The sequence below is a fragment of the Burkholderia sp. BCC0506 genome, assembly GCF_902833145.1.
In the GTDB taxonomy this organism is placed as follows: domain Bacteria; phylum Pseudomonadota; class Gammaproteobacteria; order Burkholderiales; family Burkholderiaceae; genus Burkholderia.
Genome location: NZ_CADFEN010000001.1, coordinates 824,209 through 840,449 on the forward strand (window position 1 = coordinate 824,209; position 16,241 = coordinate 840,449).

The window sequence follows — 16,241 nt, forward strand, 5'->3', positions numbered from 1 at the left end:
GCTTCGATTACGGTCTTGTCATCTGCCCGCGGCGCCGTCGCAAGGCCGTGTCGATCAACGCGCGACGGTTTCCGTGTTCCGCACGCTGCCCAGAAACCGCGTCAGCTCCACCGTCTGCGGCCGCTCGAAGATCTCGTCCGCCGTGCCGCTTTCCCACACGCGCCCCTGGTGCATGAACACGATCCTGTCGCTCACCGCACGCGCGAAGTTCATCTCGTGCGTGACCATGATCAGCGTCATGTCCTCGCGCGCGAGTTGCTCGACGACGCCCAGCACCTCGCCGACGAGCTCGGGATCGAGCGCGGACGTGATCTCGTCGCACAACAGCACGCTCGGCTTCATCGCAAGCGCCCGCGCGATCGCGACGCGCTGCTGCTGGCCGCCCGACAGCTGTTCCGGAAACGCGTCGAACTTGTCGCCGAGGCCGACGCGCTCGAGCATCAGCTCCGCGATCGCGCGCGCCTGCTGGCGGTGCGACTTCTTCACCACCGACTGCGCGAGCATCACGTTCTGGCCGGCGCTCAAATGCGGAAACAGGTTGTATTGCTGGAACACCATGCCGACCTTCAGCCGCAGCGCGCGCAGGTCCGCGTGCCGCGCGTCGACGCGTTCGCCGTCGACCGAAATCGTGCCCGCGTCGATGCTCTCGAGCCCGTTGAGCGTGCGCAGCAGCGTGCTCTTGCCCGAGCCGCTGCGGCCGATGATCGAGACGACCTGCCCGCGCTCGACGGAGAAATCGATGCCCTTGAGCACATGATGGGTGCCGAAGTTCTTTTCGAGACCCCGGGTTTCAACGAGCGGCATGCCATCTCCTTTGCAACGTGCGCGCATAACGGGTAAGCGGATAACAGAGCGCGAAATAGATCAGCGCGACGAGGCCGTACACGACGAACGGCCGGAACGTCGCGTTCGAGATCGCGATGCCGACCTTGGTCAGCTCGGTGAAGCCGATGATCGACACCAGCGCCGTATCCTTCACGGCCTGCACGCCGAAGCCGACGGTCGGCGCGATCGCGATGCGCGCGGCCTGCGGCAGGATCACGTGCCGCAACTGCTCGACATAACTCATCGCCAGGCTCGCCGACGCCTCCCACTGCCCTTTCGGCACGGCCTCGACGCAGCCGCGCCAGATCTCGGCCAGATACGCGCTGGTGAAGAACGTGAGCCCCGCCGTGGCCGCGACCCATGGCGAAACGTCCAGCCCGACGAGCGGCAGGCCGAAGAACACGATGAACAGCTGCATCAGCAACGGCGTGCCCTGGAACACTTCGATATAGAGCTTCGCGACGCCGCGCAGCGCGGTCGAGCCCGATACGCGCATCACGAGCAGCCCGAGGCCGACGAGACCGCCCGTCACGAACGACACGATCGACAGCACGATCGTCCAGCGCGCGGCCAGCAACAGGTTCGCGAGAATCTGCCCGAACGTGAAATCGGTCATCGCGCACCTCGCATGCGGCGGGAGAACAGACGGCGGCCCATCGCGCCGAGCGTGGCGCGCAGCAGCAGCGCCATCGCCAGGTACGCGAGCGTGATCACGAAGTACGTCTCGAACGCGCGGAAGTTGCGCGACTGGATGTAACTGGCCGCATAGGTCAGGTCGGCCACCGAGATCTGCGACACGACCGCCGAACCGAGCATCGTGATCACGATCTGGCTCGACAGCGCGGGAAAGACCTTGGCGAGCGCCTGCGGCAACACGACGTGGCGCAGCATCTGCGCGCGCGACATCGCCAGCGCGGACGCGGCCTCCAGATGCCCCTTCGGCACGGCGGCCACGCCCGCGCGCACGATCTCGACCGAGTACGCGCCGAGATTGAGCGTCATCGCGAGGATCGCGGCCGTGTATTCGTCGATGTGCACGCCGAGCGCCGGCAAGCCGAAGAAGATGAAGAACAGCTGGACGACGAACGGCGTGTTGCGGATCGCCTCGACGTACGCGCCGATCAGCGGGCGCAACCGCACGGCCGCGCGCGCGTCGGCGCTGTACGCGGCCGCACCGAGCACGCCGAGCGCCACGCCGAGCACGGTCGCGACCGCGGTCAGCGCGAGCGTGATCGCCGCGCCGCTCGCGAACACGCCGACGTACTCGGCAAGCTCGCCGAATTGAAGCTGGTAGCTCATGGGAAGTCGGTCAAATCTGTTTCGGACAACGACACGCGCCGCGCCGGGCATGCCGGCCGCGGCGACGCGTCAGGCGATACGGCGATGCATCACAGTCCGGCCGGCAACGGCTGGCCGAGCCACTTCCGCGACATCTCGCCGAGCGTGCCGTCCTGCTTCGCATGCGCGATCGCATCGTCGATCTTCGCGAGCAGGCGCGGCTCGTTCTTGTTGACGCCGACGAAGCACGGCGAATTCTTGATCACGAACTTGACCTCGGGGCGGCGCGGCGGATTCTTCGCGAGAATCGCCGCCGCGACGATGTTGCCGGCCGCGATCAGTTGCACTTGCCCGGACAGGAACGCCTGGATCGTCGCGTTGTTGTCCTCGAAGCGCTTGATCGTCGCGTTCGGCGCGAGCTGCGACAGCGCGATCTCCTCCAGCGCGCCGCGCGTGGCGCCGACCGTCTTGCCGGACAGGTCGGCGGGCCCGCTCACCTTCACGTCGGCCGGCCCGAACACGCCCTGGAAATACGGTGCATACGCGCTCGAGAAGTCGATGACCTTCTCGCGCTCCGGCGTCTTGCCGAGCGACGAAATCACCATGTCGACCTTGTTGGTCGTCAGGTACGGAATCCGGTTCGCACTGTTCACGGGCACCAGCTTCAGCTTGACGCCGAGCGCCTTGGCGAGCACGCCGGCCATGTCGATGTCGTAGCCCTGCGGCTGCATGTCCGTGCCGACCGAGCCGAACGGCGGATAGTCCTCGGGCACCGCGACGCGCAGCGCGCCGTTTTTCGCGATGGTGTCGAGCGCATCGGCATGGGCCGGCGCGGCGGCGAACAGCGCCATCACGGGTGCGGCGAGCAACGCAGCCAGCCAGGTGCGTCGGGGAAACGGTCGGGTCGTCGGGCTCACGGTGAATCTTCCTTGTCTGGTGTGTCGTCGTCGGGCAGCGCGCAACGATTGCGCGGCCGATACCACTCCAGCAAAAACCGGGCCATTGCCGTGAAACGCTTGCCGCACCGGCACGAGACGGAAATGCCGGCGCACCGCATTCCCCATTTCGGTGCATGCGCCGGCGCCGCCGGCAACGGTTGCCCTCGCAGCGCGCGCCGACGCACCAAATTACCTAACCGGTTCACCCGCTGCCGCGTCCCCTATGCACGGATTCGAACAGGCCCAGTCCAAATTTGCATTCCGTTTGTGACCGGAATTACGGCTGAATACGTTCGCGACGTACCGTACCGTGCCGTTCGCCACGCCCGGCGCTCGTCATCGGGCGGGGCGCGCTTCATGCCGCGCCCCTCCGGTACCGGTGGTCCCGATCGTCCCGCGATCGGGATGAATTCAATCCCAACCGTGCGCGAGGATACCGTCATGGCATCGATTCCCGAACCGTCGACAACCGGCGAAACCGACAAACGCAGCTGGCTCGATTCGCACGAAGCCGGCTATCACAAGACCCTCGGCAATCGACAGGTGCAGATGATCGCGATCGGCGGCGCGATCGGCACCGGCTTGTTTCTCGGGGCCGGCGCCCGGCTGCAGGCCGCCGGCCCGGCGCTCGCGATCGTCTATCTGGTGTGCGGCGCGTTTTCGTTCCTGATCCTGCGCGCGCTCGGCGAGCTCGTGATGCATCGCCCCAGCAGCGGCAGCTTCGTGTCGTATGCGCGCGAATTCCTCGGCGAGAAGGCGTCGTTCGTAGCCGGCTGGATGTACTTCCTGAACTGGGCGATGACCGGCATCGTCGACATCACCGCCGTCGCGCTCTACATGCATTACTGGGCGCCGTTCGCGGCCGTGCCGCAGTGGATCTTCGCGCTCGTCGCGCTGTGCATCGTCGCGACGATGAACCTGATCGGCGTGAAGTGGTTCGCCGAGATGGAATTCTGGTTCGCGCTGATCAAGGTGGCCGCGATCGTGCTGTTTCTGGCGATCGGTTCGGTGCTCCTCGGCACGGGCATGCCGGTCGCCGGCCATGACACCGGCATGCACCTGATCACCGACAACGGCGGGTTCTTTCCGCACGGGCTGATGCCGGCGCTGGTGCTGGTGCAGGGCGTGGTGTTCGCGTTCGCGGGCGTCGAACTGGTGGGCACGGCCGCCGGCGAGTGCAAGGATGCGCGCAAGGTGCTGCCGCGCGCGATCAACAACGTGATCTGGCGCATCGCGATCTTCTACGTCGCATCGGTCGTGCTGCTGGTCTGCCTGCTGCCGTGGAGCGCGTACAAGGCGGGCCAGAGCCCGTTCGTCACGTTCTTCGGCGCATTGGGCGTGCCGGGCATCGGCTCGGTGATGAACCTGGTGGTGCTGACGGCCGCGCTGTCGAGCCTGAACTCCGGCCTGTATTCGACGGGACGCGTGCTGCGCTCGCTGTCGATGGGCGGTTCGGCCCCCGCGTTCCTCGCTCGGATGAGCGCGCAATCCGTCCCGTACGCGGGCATTCTGGTGACGGTCGCGATCTATGTGGTCGGCGTGCTGCTCAACTATCTCGTGCCGTCGAGCGTGTTCGAGATCGTGCTGAACATCGCGTCGCTCGGCATCATCAGCACATGGGGTTTCATCGTCGTGTGCCAGATGAAGTTCCGCGCCGCGGTCAGGCGCGGCGAGGTGGAAGACGTTTCGTTCAGGATGCCGGGCGCGCCCGTGACGTCGTGGCTCACGCTGCTGTTCCTGCTCGGCGTGCTGGTGTTGATGGCCTTCGACTACCCGAACGGGACGTGGACGATTGCATCGATCCCGCTGGTCGCGCTGCTGCTCGTGGCCGGCTGGAAGTGGCTGAGCCGTCGTGCGCGCCGCGCGTTGCTCAAGCCGACGATTCCGTCGGTCACGCTCACGCAGAACGTGCTCGAGAAGGGCGAGAACTGAATCGCGGCGGCATGCGTGCCGTTGATCGATCCGCCGCCGGCAGCGCGGGCGGCGGTCGATCGCCGCGTTCAGTGATGCTCATACAGCTGCTGCGTGTCGAGCGACGCGAACGACGAAGTCGCGGGCTTTGCAGCGTCGGTCGGCCGTGCGGCGGCCGATTGCGCCTGCTGCGCGGCGACCTTCGCCTCGGCGGCCTGGATGTCCTCGGGATAGTACGGATCGGTGCCGATCGGCCGATAACCGGCTTGTTCGACACGGACGAGATCGGCGCGCACGTCGGCGCGCGTGAGCTCATGGTCCGTGGTTTGCGCAAATGCGACGATCGGTGCGCTCAGCGCACAGGACAGCAGGACTGCACGAATCAGGTTGTTCATGATGTTCACCTCTCAAGATGGCATGTTCGCGTCCGCCGATCAGGCCGGACATCCGCTCCGCATCGATGCGATGAAGAGTTGGATTCATTCTGCGATTCACGCGCTTTCCTGAAGGTGAGGCTTCGATTACGGTTTTGTCATCCGGGCGCCGGCGCACGTCGGGCACGGCGCGGGCGCGCGGCGCGGCCCGTCTGCGACGCGAGCGTCGCGTTCACGCAGACGTGTCGAGCGGCCGCACTTCCGGAATCATCGCGGCCTGGCCGCGCACGATTCCGTCTGCGTCGATGAGTTGCCACACGGTCGCGCGCTCGATCCAGAACCGCTTGCCGGACTTCGTCACACGCACGCCGCGGTATCCGGACACGAAGCCGTCCCGCGTCACCTTCTCGAGGAACGACTGGCGCTCGCGGCGCTCCATCGGTTCCGCCGACAGCCGGGACGGCAACGCCGTCAGTTCATCCCAGTCGTATTCGAAAATCGCCTGCGCGCGCTTGTTGCCGTACACGAACACCGGATCGGCCGACGTGTCGTGCGCGAGAATGCCGAACGGCGCCGTGCCGTACAGCCACGCGGCGCCGTCGGATGCGTTCATGCCGTCGGGCACGAGGGGGCGGTTCAGCAGACGGCGGTAGGAGTCGGCAAGAAGAAGGAAGAAGTTTGCATCGGTGCGCAACGACATCGATCGGGCTCCTGATATCGGCAACAGTCAATGAGCGACGGCTCACGGTCCAACATTATAGGGATGAAGCGGCGCGGCCAAGGCTGATCGATCGTCACGGCACCGCAATAAACAACGCGCGGCATCGTGCACGCACGCCGACGGCGGACGCGCGATCGCCCCGCTCGTCGTCATGTTTCGCTTCAGGTGCGCGGCAACAGCAGCACGACGGCCACCGCCACGAGGGCCGGCACGCCGAATGCGATCGCGAGGATCGGCAACTCCTCGCGCACGCCGTATCCGGCTCGATACACGCCCACCCACAGATTGACCAGCGAGATGCCGAGCCAGACCGGCACGAACGATTTCGCGGCGAACGCGACCGATGCCGCCTGCCCGCCCCACAACTGCCCGAACAACAGGAACACGGCCAGCAACAGCATGCCGGCGACGATCGTCCAGAGCGTATGCATTGTTTCCGCCTGATGCGAAGACGCCGGGCATCCTGCCGATGTCCTTTTCCGCATCAGGCGGAAAACCGTCGAACATCGCATCGGGAACGCTCATCAGCATCGATCGGGGGTTGCTCGGCGCCCGAAGCGGCATCACCTCGGCCCGTCGAGATCAGAGCCCTAACTCGGTCAATCCTGAATGGTCGTCCGGACGTCGACCCAGCGGCCAGTGGAATTTTCGATCGGCCTCTCTGATCGGCAGGTCGTTGATGCTTGCATGTCGATAGTGCATCAGGCCATCCGGATCGAACAGCCAGTTTTCATTGCCGTATGAACGAAACCAGTTATTGGCATCATCCCTCCATTCATAGGCAAAACGTACCGCGATACGGTCATCCGAGAAGGCCCAGAGTTCCTTAATCAGCCGATAATCAAGCTCGCGCCGCCATTTGCGCTCGAGGAACGCGCGAACTTCAGCTCGACCGGAAATGAATTCCGCGCGATTTCGCCATACCGTATCGATCGAGTAAACGAGAGCAACCTTGTCGGGATCGCGCGAATTCCATCCATCCTCGGCAGCGCGGATCTTCGCAACCGCCGACTCGTGCGTGAACGGCGGAACCAGCGGCAGTTTTGCATTATCTTTCGGCATTTTTCAATCCACCCGGAATCGAATTGAACCATCACCACGCGCGATCTCGAGTACCGCCGCATCGGTCTCGGCGGACTTTCAGCGCGGTGACCAACGACCTCGTCAGTGATGCGCGTATTCCGTGCGCGCGATCGGTGTCGCTCGCACTTTCGAATACTGAAACGCGGGCATGGCTTTGAGCGCATCCCGCGTCGCGCCGGCCCAGACGAGCTTGCCGCCGATGAAGTCGATCTGCGTGACAGGGACCGCAACGTCGTGCGCGGACACGCCAAGGAACTCATGCGCCGCGACGATCGCGAATGAAACGGCATCGTCGGGTGTGACGATGATGTCGTGCAGCACCCCTACCTTCTCGCCGCGGTCGTTGTAGATGGCTTTGCCGAGCAGGCTCTTTTTTGCGCTCCAGCCGTTCACCACGAGACTGGCCTGTTCGACGCTCACGCCGACCACCTGCGTGCCGGCGATCTGTGCGTCGGCACGCATCGCGCCCGATCCAAGCGATGCGGCAACAAGCGCTGCGGCGATCCATTTCGATGTTTTCATCATTCGCTCCAGTCAGTTCGGAAATCGCGGCAACTCCGGTCCTCATGGGCCGACACGATCGCCGCAGTCCGTCAAGCACGTACCCGAACCGTACGTCCTCGGACACGAAGGCATATTGCCGTCCTTCTCACACCGCGATGTCGAAATTGGCGACGCGTTTTCGAATTCGCACGACAGTGCGCGCCGGATTCTTCATTCAGCGCGAGCGACTCGCCGATCTCGTGCATTTCTGGAAAATCTGCCGGCGCTCGACGAATAAAGTAGGGACGACGCCGCGGAGTGGAAATCGGCGTTCCCTTTCACCTGAACCAGAGGAACCCGAGTCATGGAGATCGATACAAGCAACGTGACGGAACGCGAGCGCCGCCTGCTGTCTGCTTGGTTCGCGGTCTGCCCGCGCGAGTACGACCGAAATTTCCTGTCGATGATGGGTGGAATTTGACCAACGTAGGGTCGGCCGTCCGACGCATCAATCGATTTTCCGTCGCTGCAACGAATAGGCAATCCGGCGACGCGCGGCCGTGCATGCGGCCGGAAACCACCATTGCGAACGTGCTTCATTCGCGCCCCGGAAACCCGACTTCGTCTCCTTTGCCCAGTGAACCTCTACAAGAAACTTTCAGACGACATTGAACGGCTGATTCTTCAAGGTGTGTACCAGCACGGCGACAGGGTGCCGTCGGTCCGCCAAGCGAGCCAACAGCACAGGATGAGCATCACGACCGTGCTGCACGCTTACCGTCTGCTCGAAAATCGCGGTTTGTTGGAAAGCCGGCCACAGTCAGGCTATTTCGTGCGCCTGCATGCCGATGGCGGGGATCGACACATGCGCGGACATCCGCCTTCGACGCCGCGACCGAGTTCGTCTCCCGTCGACGTCGGCCGGCTGGTGTTTTCAACGCTGCGCTCGCTGGGCACCGACGATGCCGTGCCGTTGGGCTCTCCCTACCCCGCACCGGACCTTTTCCCGTTCGAGAAGCTGAATCGCTATGCATATGCCGCGGGCCGGGACAAGTCGCCATGGGACGTGGCGGACGGGCTGCCGCCCGGCCATCCGCGTCTTGTACGACAGATCGCGCGTCGTCATCTGGAAAACGGCATGCCGGTTGATGCGAATGAAATCGTCGTGACGGTCGGCGCAACGGAGGCACTCAATCTGTGCTTGCAGGCAGTTGCAAAGCCGGGCGATGTCATCGCGGTGGAATCCCCGACTGCTTGTTCAATGCTGCATGCCATCGAGCGGATGGGAATGGTAGCGATCGAAGTGCCGACACATCCCGAGTACGGGATCGACATTGCAGCGCTCACCGAGATCGCGAAATCGCGGACGATCGCCGCCTGCATCGTGATGCCGAATTTCCAGAACCCGCTCGGCTTCCAAATGCCGGACGCGCGCAAGCGCGAACTCGTGGGATTTGCCGAAAAGACCGGCATTCCGATCATCGAGAACGGCGTGTATAACGAACTGTATTTCGGAAATACGCATCCCAGCACGCTGAAGTCGTACGACAGAAATGGGTTGGTTCTGCATTGCACGTCGTTCTCGAAGAGCCTGACCGCTGCGTACCGGATCGGCTGGGTGCTGCCGGGCCGATACCGCGATCAGGTGGAAAACCTGAAATTCCTGAACACGCTCTCGACGCCGTCTCTGCCGCAGCTCGCGATCGCGGCGTTTCTGGAGCGCGACGGGTACGAGCATCACCTGCGGCGCTTGCGCAAGGTCTACGCGCAACAGGCGAACCTGATGCGCGCGATCGTGTCGCGGTTCTTTCCGGAAGGCACGCGGATTTCGAACCCGGCGGGAGGCTATGTACTTTGGGTCGAATTGCCGGCGAAGATCGACGTGATGCGACTCTATCGACTCGCGCTGGAGCACCGTATCACGATCGGGCCCGGGCACATGTTCTCGGCGTCGGACAGGTACAGGCAATTTATCCGGCTGAACTACAGCAGCGCGTGGTCGGCCGCGATCGAGCAAGCCGTCATCACCGTTGGCAGGTTGGCTGCGTGCTGCACGCGTTGACCGGGCGGCAGCCCGGGCCGGCGCCAGGATCGCGCGGCGCCTTTTTGAGACGATCGTTCGATTCCCGATTTGGACATAAAATGCAGGCGCGTTCGTACCGAGCCGTTGAACGGAAACATCGGGCGCGTAGGCTTCTATTCGGGATTTCACGGGCGGAGGGCGATATGACCAGTATGACCGGCGAGACGGCCGATCCCGTCGTCTTCGTGATCGACGACGACAGCGCGATGCGTGAAGCGGTCGAAACGTTGCTCGACTCCGTCGGGCTGCGCGTCAGGTCGTTCGATGCCGCGCCGGCGTTCCTGGCGCTCGACCTGCCCGACGTACCGAGCTGCGTCGTTCTGGACGTGCGGCTCAGGGGGCAAAGCGGGCTGGCCGTACAGGAACACATCACGCGCGAACTGCGTATCCCGGTCGTCCTGATGACCGCGCACGGCGACATCCCGATGTCGGTTCAGGCCATGAAGGCCGGTGCGGTGGACTTCCTGGCAAAACCGTTCCGCGGGCAGGACATGATCGACGCGGTCACGCGCGCGCTCGAAAACGACCGCAAGCGGCGTGAAGTCGATCGCTCGGCCGCGATATTGCGCGCGTGCTACGCGTCGTTGACGCCGCGCGAGCGCACGATCATGGCGATGGTCGCGAACGGGCTGCTGAACAAGCAGATCGCGACGGCATTGAACCTGAGCGAAATCACGGTGAAACTGCACCGCGGCCAGGCGATGAAGAAGATGAAATCGCAATCGCTCGCCGATTTCGTGCTGAAGGCCGACGCGCTCGGGCTGGTCGATCGCGAGAGCCGGCTGGTCGATCATGCGTGACATGCGTCGACAAGCGAATCCGGTTGCCGGCGACGACGCGGGGCGAATCGACCGGAAGCGCGGTTCGCCATGAAAGACGCGTCGAATCGCCGTTCCATCGCTAGCCACGCTGACGATGCGGACCGCGCGCCGGTGCCGCCCGTGCCACCGTATCCGGCAACGCCGCGCCGCGCCGCGGATCTCGCCATTTCCGCGGTGTTCGAGGACGAGGATCTCGCCTATGGCCGCACCGTGCTGACCGACGGACATGGCCACCGCACCCCGGTGTTGATCGTGCGGCCGAAAGGCGGCGCATCGAACGCGGCCGCGTTCGAGCGCCTGCTGAACGAATTCCGGATTCGCGACAAGCTCGACCGGGGATGGGCGGTGCGGCCGCTCGAGCTGCAGCGGCAAGGCGATCGCATCGCGCTCGTTCTCGAAGATTCCGGCGCCGTTCCGCTCGAACATCTGCTGAACGCAACGCTGCCGACCGAGCGTTTCCTGGCGCTCGCGATCGGGATCGCGGCGGCCGTGCACCGGATGCATGCATCCGGCATCGTGCACCGCGACTTGAAGCCGGCGCACCTGTACGTCGACGGCGCGACCGACCACGTCAGGATCACCGGGTTCGGAATCGCGTCCGACACACAGGGCGAGCGCGAACGGACGAGTCCGCCGGACATCATCGCGGGCACGATGGCCTATATGGCGCCGGAGCAGACAGGACGGCTGAATCACCCGATCGACGGCCGCACCGATCTGTACAGCGTCGGCGTGATGCTCTACCGGATGCTGACCGGCACGCTGCCCTTCATGGCCGCGAGCGCAACGGAATGGATACACTGCCATACGGCCCGAAAGCCCGTACCGCCGCATCTGCGCGCCGAGCACGTCCATGCCCAGCTGTCCGCAATCGTGATGAAGCTGCTCGAGAAGGAGCCCGCGGCACGCTATCAAAGTGCGGTCGGGCTCGAGCGCGACCTTCTGCGATGTGCGGCGCAGTGGTCCGCGGATGCGACGATCGATGCGTTCGATCTCGGCGACGCCGACTTTCCGAGCCGGTTGTCGGGGCCGGTCCGGCTGTACGGCCGCGAGCACGAACTCGCACGGCTCACGTGCGTATTCGAGCGGACCGTGCACGGCGGGCGAATCGAACTCGCGCTGGTTTCCGGATACGCCGGTGTCGGCAAGTCGTCGCTGGTGCATACGCTGCAAGCGGCGGTCGGACCGTCGCGCGGCACTTTCGCGGTCGGAAAGTGCGATCAGCACAATCGCGACACGCCTTACGCGGCGATCGCGCTCGCCCTGAAAAATTTGACGAAGTCGCTGTTGACGCAACCCGACGACGTGTTGCGCCAATGGCGCGAGGCGGTCGTCGACGCGCTCGGGCCGAACGGCAAGCTGATCACCGACTTCGTGCCCGACCTCGCGTTGCTGCTCGGCGAACAGCCGGCCGTGCCGGAGCTGCCGCTACCGCAGGCGCACGCGCGTTTTCAGCTCGTGCTGCACCGCTTCATTCAGGTCTTCACGCGACTGAACCCGCCGTTCGTGCTGTTCGTCGACGACCTGCAGTGGGCCGACGCGGCCACGCTCGATCTGCTCGAAAGCATCTGCAGCCGGTCCGGGCTGCGCCACCTGCTGCTGATCGGCGCGTACCGCGACAACGAGATCGACTTCGCACACCCGTTGCCGCGGCGACTCGCACGCATCAGGTCGACCGGCGTCGCGGTCGATGAAATCAGGCTACAGCCCTTGACGGTTCCGCAGGCGAGCGCCCTCGTCGGCGACGTCCTGCAGTCCCGCGACACGCGCGTGGCGTCGCTTGCACGCATCGTGCACACGAAGACGGCCGGCAATCCGTTCTTCGTCGTCCAGTTCCTGCACGCGCTCGCCGACGAAAACGTGCTGCGGATGGATCGATCGACGGGACAATGGTCGTGGAACGTGCAGGCCGTCAGGCGCGCGCGGTTGACGGACAACGTCGCGGACCTCATGTCCGCGCGGCTCGAACGCCTGCCCGACGCATGCAAGGACGCGCTCCGCGCACTCGCCTGCCTCGGGAACAGCGCGACCGTGCGCAGCCTTGCGATCGCCAGGCACGTGACCGAACACGCATTGCAGGCGGAGCTTCGGCCCGCGATTCGACACCAGCTGGTCGAATGCGTCGGCAACACGTATCGGTTTGTGCACGACCGGGTCCAGGAAGCCGCGTATTCGCTGATTCCCGAAGCGGCGCGGGCCGACATGCACCGGGACGTCGGTCGGCGCCTGCTGCCGTGTTTGCCCGACTCCCACGACGACGCACTTCTCTACGAAACCGTCGCACAGTTCGAGCGGGCCGGCAGCGACGCGCTGTCGGCGGACGAGCGGTACGCAGTGGCGATGCTCGACCTGCGCGCCGGCATCCGTTCGAAGGCGTCGGGCGCATACGGCGCCGCACTGCGCTATCTGCACGCAGGCGTCGACCTGCTGACCCGCGTGCCGGACATACGCTGGCCCGGCATTCGCTTCGAATTCGAGATGGAACTTGCCGAATGCGAGTTCCTGACCGGCGACCTCGCGGCGGCCGAGCGTCGGCTTGCGACACGCCACGTTGACATGCTGGACGTGATCGATCGCGGTCGCGTCGCCGTCCGCCGGATGGACGTCTATACGGCCCTCGACCGAAGCGGCGACGCGATCGCGGTTGCGCTCGCATTCCTGCGCCACGTGGGCATCGATACGTCCGCGCATCCGTCCGATCTCGAGGTTCGGGACGAATACGAAGCGCTTCGCCGCCGCGCGGCCAGCCTGACGATCGACGACATCGTCGGCTTGCCGTCGATGACCGATCCGGTCGGGCTGACCACGCTCGACGTATTGACGCGCCTGCTGTCCGCCGCGTGCTTCACCGATTTCAATCTGAATTCGCTGATCACGTGCAAGGCCATCAACCTCAGCCTCGCCGGAGGCAACTGCGAAGCGTCGTGCGTGGCGTATGGCACGTTGAGCCGGATCGCCGGCCCGCGCTTCGGCGATTTCGAACTCGGGATCCGGTTCGGCCAGGCCGGCTACCGGATCGCCGAACGCAATCCGCAACACCGCTTCCATGCGAGCACCTGCATGGTGTTCGTCTTCTTCACGCTGCGCTGGATGACGCACGTGCGTTTGTCCGAAGACGCGCTGAGGCGCGCGTTCACCGCGGCGAACAAGGCCGGCGACCTCCTGTACGCGTCGTATTCGCTCACGGGCCTGAATACGAACGGCCTGTTCGCGGGCGATCCGCTGACAGCCGTCGGCGACGAAGTCGAGCGCGGTCTCGCGTTCGCCCGCCAGGCGGGGCATGGTCTCATCGTCGACATCCTGTCGACGCAGCGCGCGCTGGTCCGGACGTTGCGCGGCCAGACGCGACGACCGGGATCGTTCGACGACGGAGCGTTCGTCGAGCACGCATTCGAAGCGCATCTCGCGGCCAATCCGGGGCTCGCGATCGCCGAGTGCTGGTACTGGACGCGAAAGCTGCAGGCACGCTATCTGTTTGCCGATCGCGAAGCGGCGCTCGAGTCGCTGCGGCGTGCGCACGCGCTGATCTGGACGTCGTCGATGTTTCTGGAGGAAGCCGAATTCCACTTCTATGCGGCGCTCACGCTGGCCAACGCGATCGACGATGCGGCGCCCCGGGAACGCGCCAGTCTGCTCGCGCGCTTCGTCGCGCATAAGGCGCGCATCGACGTGCTGTCCGACCAGTTCCGTGCAAACTTCGCGCATCGCGCGGCGCTGCTCGGCGCGGAACACGCCCGTATCGAATCGCGTACGGCCGACGCACAGAATCTGTACGAGCACGCGATCCGTTCGGCACGCGCGAACGACTTTCCGCATCAGGAAGCCATCGCCAGCGAACTGGCCGCGCGCTTCTACCGCGAGCGAGGCTTCGACATCATCGCGGACGCGTACGTGCGCCACGCGCGCCACGGGTACATGCGCTGGGGCGCCGCCGCAAAGGTCCGTCAGCTCGACGAGGCGTACCCGCATCTCGCGGCGGAGACGGGCCACAGCGATCGCCGCGAAACGATCCGGTCGACGGCGGGCGAGATCGACTACGCGATGCTGATCGATGTATCGCAGCGCGTTTCGTCGGAGATCGTTCCGGAGAAGGTGATCGACACGTTCATGCGGGCCGCGCTCACCCATTCCGGCGCGAACCGCGGGCTGTTGATCCTCGCTTCGGGCGACGGCGACGGCGACGGCGACGGCGACGCGAGTATCCGCGCGGAAGCGACCGTGCACGACGATGCGGTGACCGTCGCGCAGGAAAGCTCGCCGCTCGACGCGCATCGCCTGCCGATCGCGACGATCAACTACGTGCTGCGAACGCGCGAAACCGTATCCATCCCCGATGCCGCCAGGGAGCCGATCTGCGCGGCCGATCCCTATACGATCGCGCAACGCGTGCGTTCGATCCTGTGCATGCCGCTCGTGCGCGGAGGCGAACTGACCGGCGTGCTGTATCTCGAGAGCGGGCTCGCCACCGGCGTGTTCGCGCCGGCGCGCCTCGCGGCGCTCGGCGTGCTCGCGTCGCAGGTGGCGATCTCGCTGCAGAACGCGCGCCTGTATCGCGAACTGTCCGAGCGCGAAGCGCGGATTCGCCGGCTCGTCGACGCGAACATCATCGGCATCTTCATCTATGCGCTCGACGGAACGATCGTCGAAGCGAATTCCGCGCTCCTCGACCTGATCGGCTATAGCCGGGACGAACTGGAACGCGGGCAGTTGAACTGGCGATCGCTGACGCCGCCGGAATGGATCGAGGCCGATTTGCAGATCCACGAACCGACCCTTCGTGAAACCGGCGTGCTGCCTCCGATCGAAAAGGAGTACTTCCGGAAGGACGGCAGCCGCGCGCCCATTCTGGTCGGCGCGGCGATGTTCTCGTCGACCGGTCAGGACGGCGTCGCGTTCGTCCTCGACCTGAGCGAAAGCAAGCGCGCCGAGGCACGCGCGCGGGAAAGCGAGAGCCGCTTCCGTGAAATGCAGCAGGAACTGGCGCACGCGAACCGCGTGTCGGCCGTCGGGCAACTGACCGCGACGATGAGCCACGAGGTCAAGCAACCGATTGCCGCGATGGCCGCGAATGCCGACGCCGCGCTGCGATGGCTGGCCGCCCGGCCGTCGAACGTCGACCGGGCGGCCAAGGCGCTGGACCTGATCGTCCGCGACGCGCTGCGGGCGGGCGACATCATCGACCGCATCCGCAACTTCGTCCGCAAATCGCCCGTGCGCGAGGAGACGGTGGACGTCAACGCGGCGATTCGGGACATTCTGTTCGTGACGCGGCGCGACGCGGAAAAACACGGCGTCTGCATCGAAACGATCCTCGCGACGCCGTCACCGCGCGTCGTCGGCGACCGCGTCCAGCTTCAGCAGGTCATCCTCAACCTGATCGTCAACGCGATCGAGGCCATGAATGCGGTCAACGAGGGGCGTCGAACGCTCGTCATCTCGACGTCGAACATGGACGATCGCAGCGTCGAAATCCGCGTGACCGACTCGGGCCCCGGTGTGCCGGACGCCCATATGGACCGGCTTTTCGAGCCGTTCTTCACGACGAAGGATACGGGGATGGGCATCGGCCTGTCGATCGCGCATTCGATCGTCGCCGCGCACGGCGGCCAGTTGCGCGCGCATTGCCACGCGCCGTCCGGCACGACCTTTCACGTCACGCTTCCGTCGGCGCAACGCTGACGGCACCGTGCAGGTACGCCTGCCGCGATCGCGATGCGCTTCCAT

Annotated in this window: 13 protein-coding genes; 4 read left to right on the top strand and 9 right to left on the bottom strand. The window is 65.2% G+C overall.

Annotation, left to right across the window (positions count from 1 at the left end):
* Positions 1–54 precede the first annotated feature (54 nt).
* The 4 genes from HWX62_RS03590 to HWX62_RS03605 form a co-directional block, all read right to left on the bottom strand.
* Positions 55–804: an amino acid ABC transporter ATP-binding protein gene (locus HWX62_RS03590; RefSeq protein ID WP_175929823.1), complete on the bottom strand. Its 750-nt coding sequence runs from the start codon at positions 802–804 to the stop codon at positions 55–57.
* Complete coding sequence (locus tag HWX62_RS03595; RefSeq protein ID WP_175929822.1) at positions 791–1,441, bottom strand: amino acid ABC transporter permease; 651 nt, start codon at positions 1,439–1,441, stop codon at positions 791–793. The genes HWX62_RS03590 and HWX62_RS03595 overlap by 14 nt, the downstream gene beginning before the upstream one ends.
* Entirely contained in the window at positions 1,438–2,124 is a 687-nt protein-coding gene (locus HWX62_RS03600) for an amino acid ABC transporter permease (protein ID WP_175929821.1), read from the bottom strand. The genes HWX62_RS03595 and HWX62_RS03600 overlap by 4 nt, the downstream gene beginning before the upstream one ends.
* A gap of 89 nt (positions 2,125–2,213) precedes the next feature.
* Positions 2,214–3,020 (bottom strand): transporter substrate-binding domain-containing protein, encoded by an 807-nt coding sequence (locus HWX62_RS03605; protein WP_175929820.1) that lies wholly within the window; start codon positions 3,018–3,020, stop codon positions 2,214–2,216.
* Positions 3,021–3,482: 462 nt separating this feature from the next.
* On the opposite strand from HWX62_RS03605, the gene ansP reads away from it, so the two are divergent.
* Positions 3,483–4,973 (top strand): L-asparagine permease, encoded by a 1,491-nt coding sequence (ansP, locus tag HWX62_RS03610; RefSeq protein ID WP_175929819.1) that lies wholly within the window; start codon positions 3,483–3,485, stop codon positions 4,971–4,973.
* A 68-nt stretch (positions 4,974–5,041) separates the two neighbouring features.
* On the opposite strand, the gene HWX62_RS03615 is transcribed toward ansP, so the two are convergent.
* From HWX62_RS03615 to HWX62_RS03635, 5 genes are all read right to left on the bottom strand, one after another.
* Positions 5,042–5,347, bottom strand: coding sequence for a DUF4148 domain-containing protein (locus HWX62_RS03615; protein ID WP_175929818.1), 306 nt, complete (start codon positions 5,345–5,347; stop codon positions 5,042–5,044).
* A gap of 211 nt (positions 5,348–5,558) precedes the next feature.
* Positions 5,559–6,026: an MEKHLA domain-containing protein gene (locus HWX62_RS03620; RefSeq protein WP_175929817.1), complete on the bottom strand. Its 468-nt coding sequence runs from the start codon at positions 6,024–6,026 to the stop codon at positions 5,559–5,561.
* A 182-nt stretch (positions 6,027–6,208) separates the two neighbouring features.
* Entirely contained in the window at positions 6,209–6,478 is a 270-nt protein-coding gene (locus HWX62_RS03625) for a hypothetical protein (RefSeq protein ID WP_175929816.1), read from the bottom strand.
* 151 nt (positions 6,479–6,629) lie between these two features.
* Entirely contained in the window at positions 6,630–7,109 is a 480-nt protein-coding gene (locus tag HWX62_RS03630) for a nuclear transport factor 2 family protein (protein WP_175929815.1), read from the bottom strand.
* Positions 7,110–7,211: 102 nt separating this feature from the next.
* Positions 7,212–7,652 (bottom strand): PRC-barrel domain-containing protein, encoded by a 441-nt coding sequence (locus HWX62_RS03635; RefSeq protein WP_175929814.1) that lies wholly within the window; start codon positions 7,650–7,652, stop codon positions 7,212–7,214.
* Positions 7,653–8,250: 598 nt separating this feature from the next.
* On the opposite strand from HWX62_RS03635, the gene HWX62_RS03640 reads away from it, so the two are divergent.
* The 3 genes from HWX62_RS03640 (at position 8,251) to HWX62_RS03650 (ending at position 16,196) form a co-directional block, all read left to right on the top strand.
* Positions 8,251–9,675, top strand: coding sequence for a PLP-dependent aminotransferase family protein (locus tag HWX62_RS03640; protein ID WP_175929813.1), 1,425 nt, complete (start codon positions 8,251–8,253; stop codon positions 9,673–9,675).
* 164 nt (positions 9,676–9,839) lie between these two features.
* Positions 9,840–10,496, top strand: coding sequence for a response regulator (locus HWX62_RS03645; RefSeq protein ID WP_175929812.1), 657 nt, complete (start codon positions 9,840–9,842; stop codon positions 10,494–10,496).
* Positions 10,497–10,637: 141 nt separating this feature from the next.
* Positions 10,638–16,196, top strand: a complete 5,559-nt coding sequence (locus tag HWX62_RS03650) for an AAA family ATPase (RefSeq protein WP_244135942.1) — start codon at positions 10,638–10,640, stop codon at positions 16,194–16,196.
* Positions 16,197–16,241 lie beyond the last annotated feature (45 nt).

Excerpts from the sequence above, each read along its gene's own strand:
- HWX62_RS03590 (WP_175929823.1), bottom strand. The coding sequence starts at position 804 with ATGCCGCTCGTTGAAACCCGGGGTCTCGAAAAGAACTTCGGCACCCAT.
- HWX62_RS03595 (WP_175929822.1), bottom strand. The coding sequence starts at position 1,441 with ATGACCGATTTCACGTTCGGGCAGATTCTCGCGAACCTGTTGCTGGCC.
- HWX62_RS03600 (WP_175929821.1), bottom strand. The coding sequence starts at position 2,124 with ATGAGCTACCAGCTTCAATTCGGCGAGCTTGCCGAGTACGTCGGCGTG.
- ansP (WP_175929819.1), top strand. The coding sequence starts at position 3,483 with ATGGCATCGATTCCCGAACCGTCGACAACCGGCGAAACCGACAAACGC.
- HWX62_RS03615 (WP_175929818.1), bottom strand. The coding sequence starts at position 5,347 with ATGAACAACCTGATTCGTGCAGTCCTGCTGTCCTGTGCGCTGAGCGCA.
- HWX62_RS03620 (WP_175929817.1), bottom strand. The coding sequence starts at position 6,026 with ATGTCGTTGCGCACCGATGCAAACTTCTTCCTTCTTCTTGCCGACTCC.
- HWX62_RS03625 (WP_175929816.1), bottom strand. The coding sequence starts at position 6,478 with ATGCATACGCTCTGGACGATCGTCGCCGGCATGCTGTTGCTGGCCGTG.
- HWX62_RS03630 (WP_175929815.1), bottom strand. The coding sequence starts at position 7,109 with ATGCCGAAAGATAATGCAAAACTGCCGCTGGTTCCGCCGTTCACGCAC.
- HWX62_RS03635 (WP_175929814.1), bottom strand. The coding sequence starts at position 7,652 with ATGAAAACATCGAAATGGATCGCCGCAGCGCTTGTTGCCGCATCGCTT.
- HWX62_RS03645 (WP_175929812.1), top strand. The coding sequence starts at position 9,840 with ATGACCAGTATGACCGGCGAGACGGCCGATCCCGTCGTCTTCGTGATC.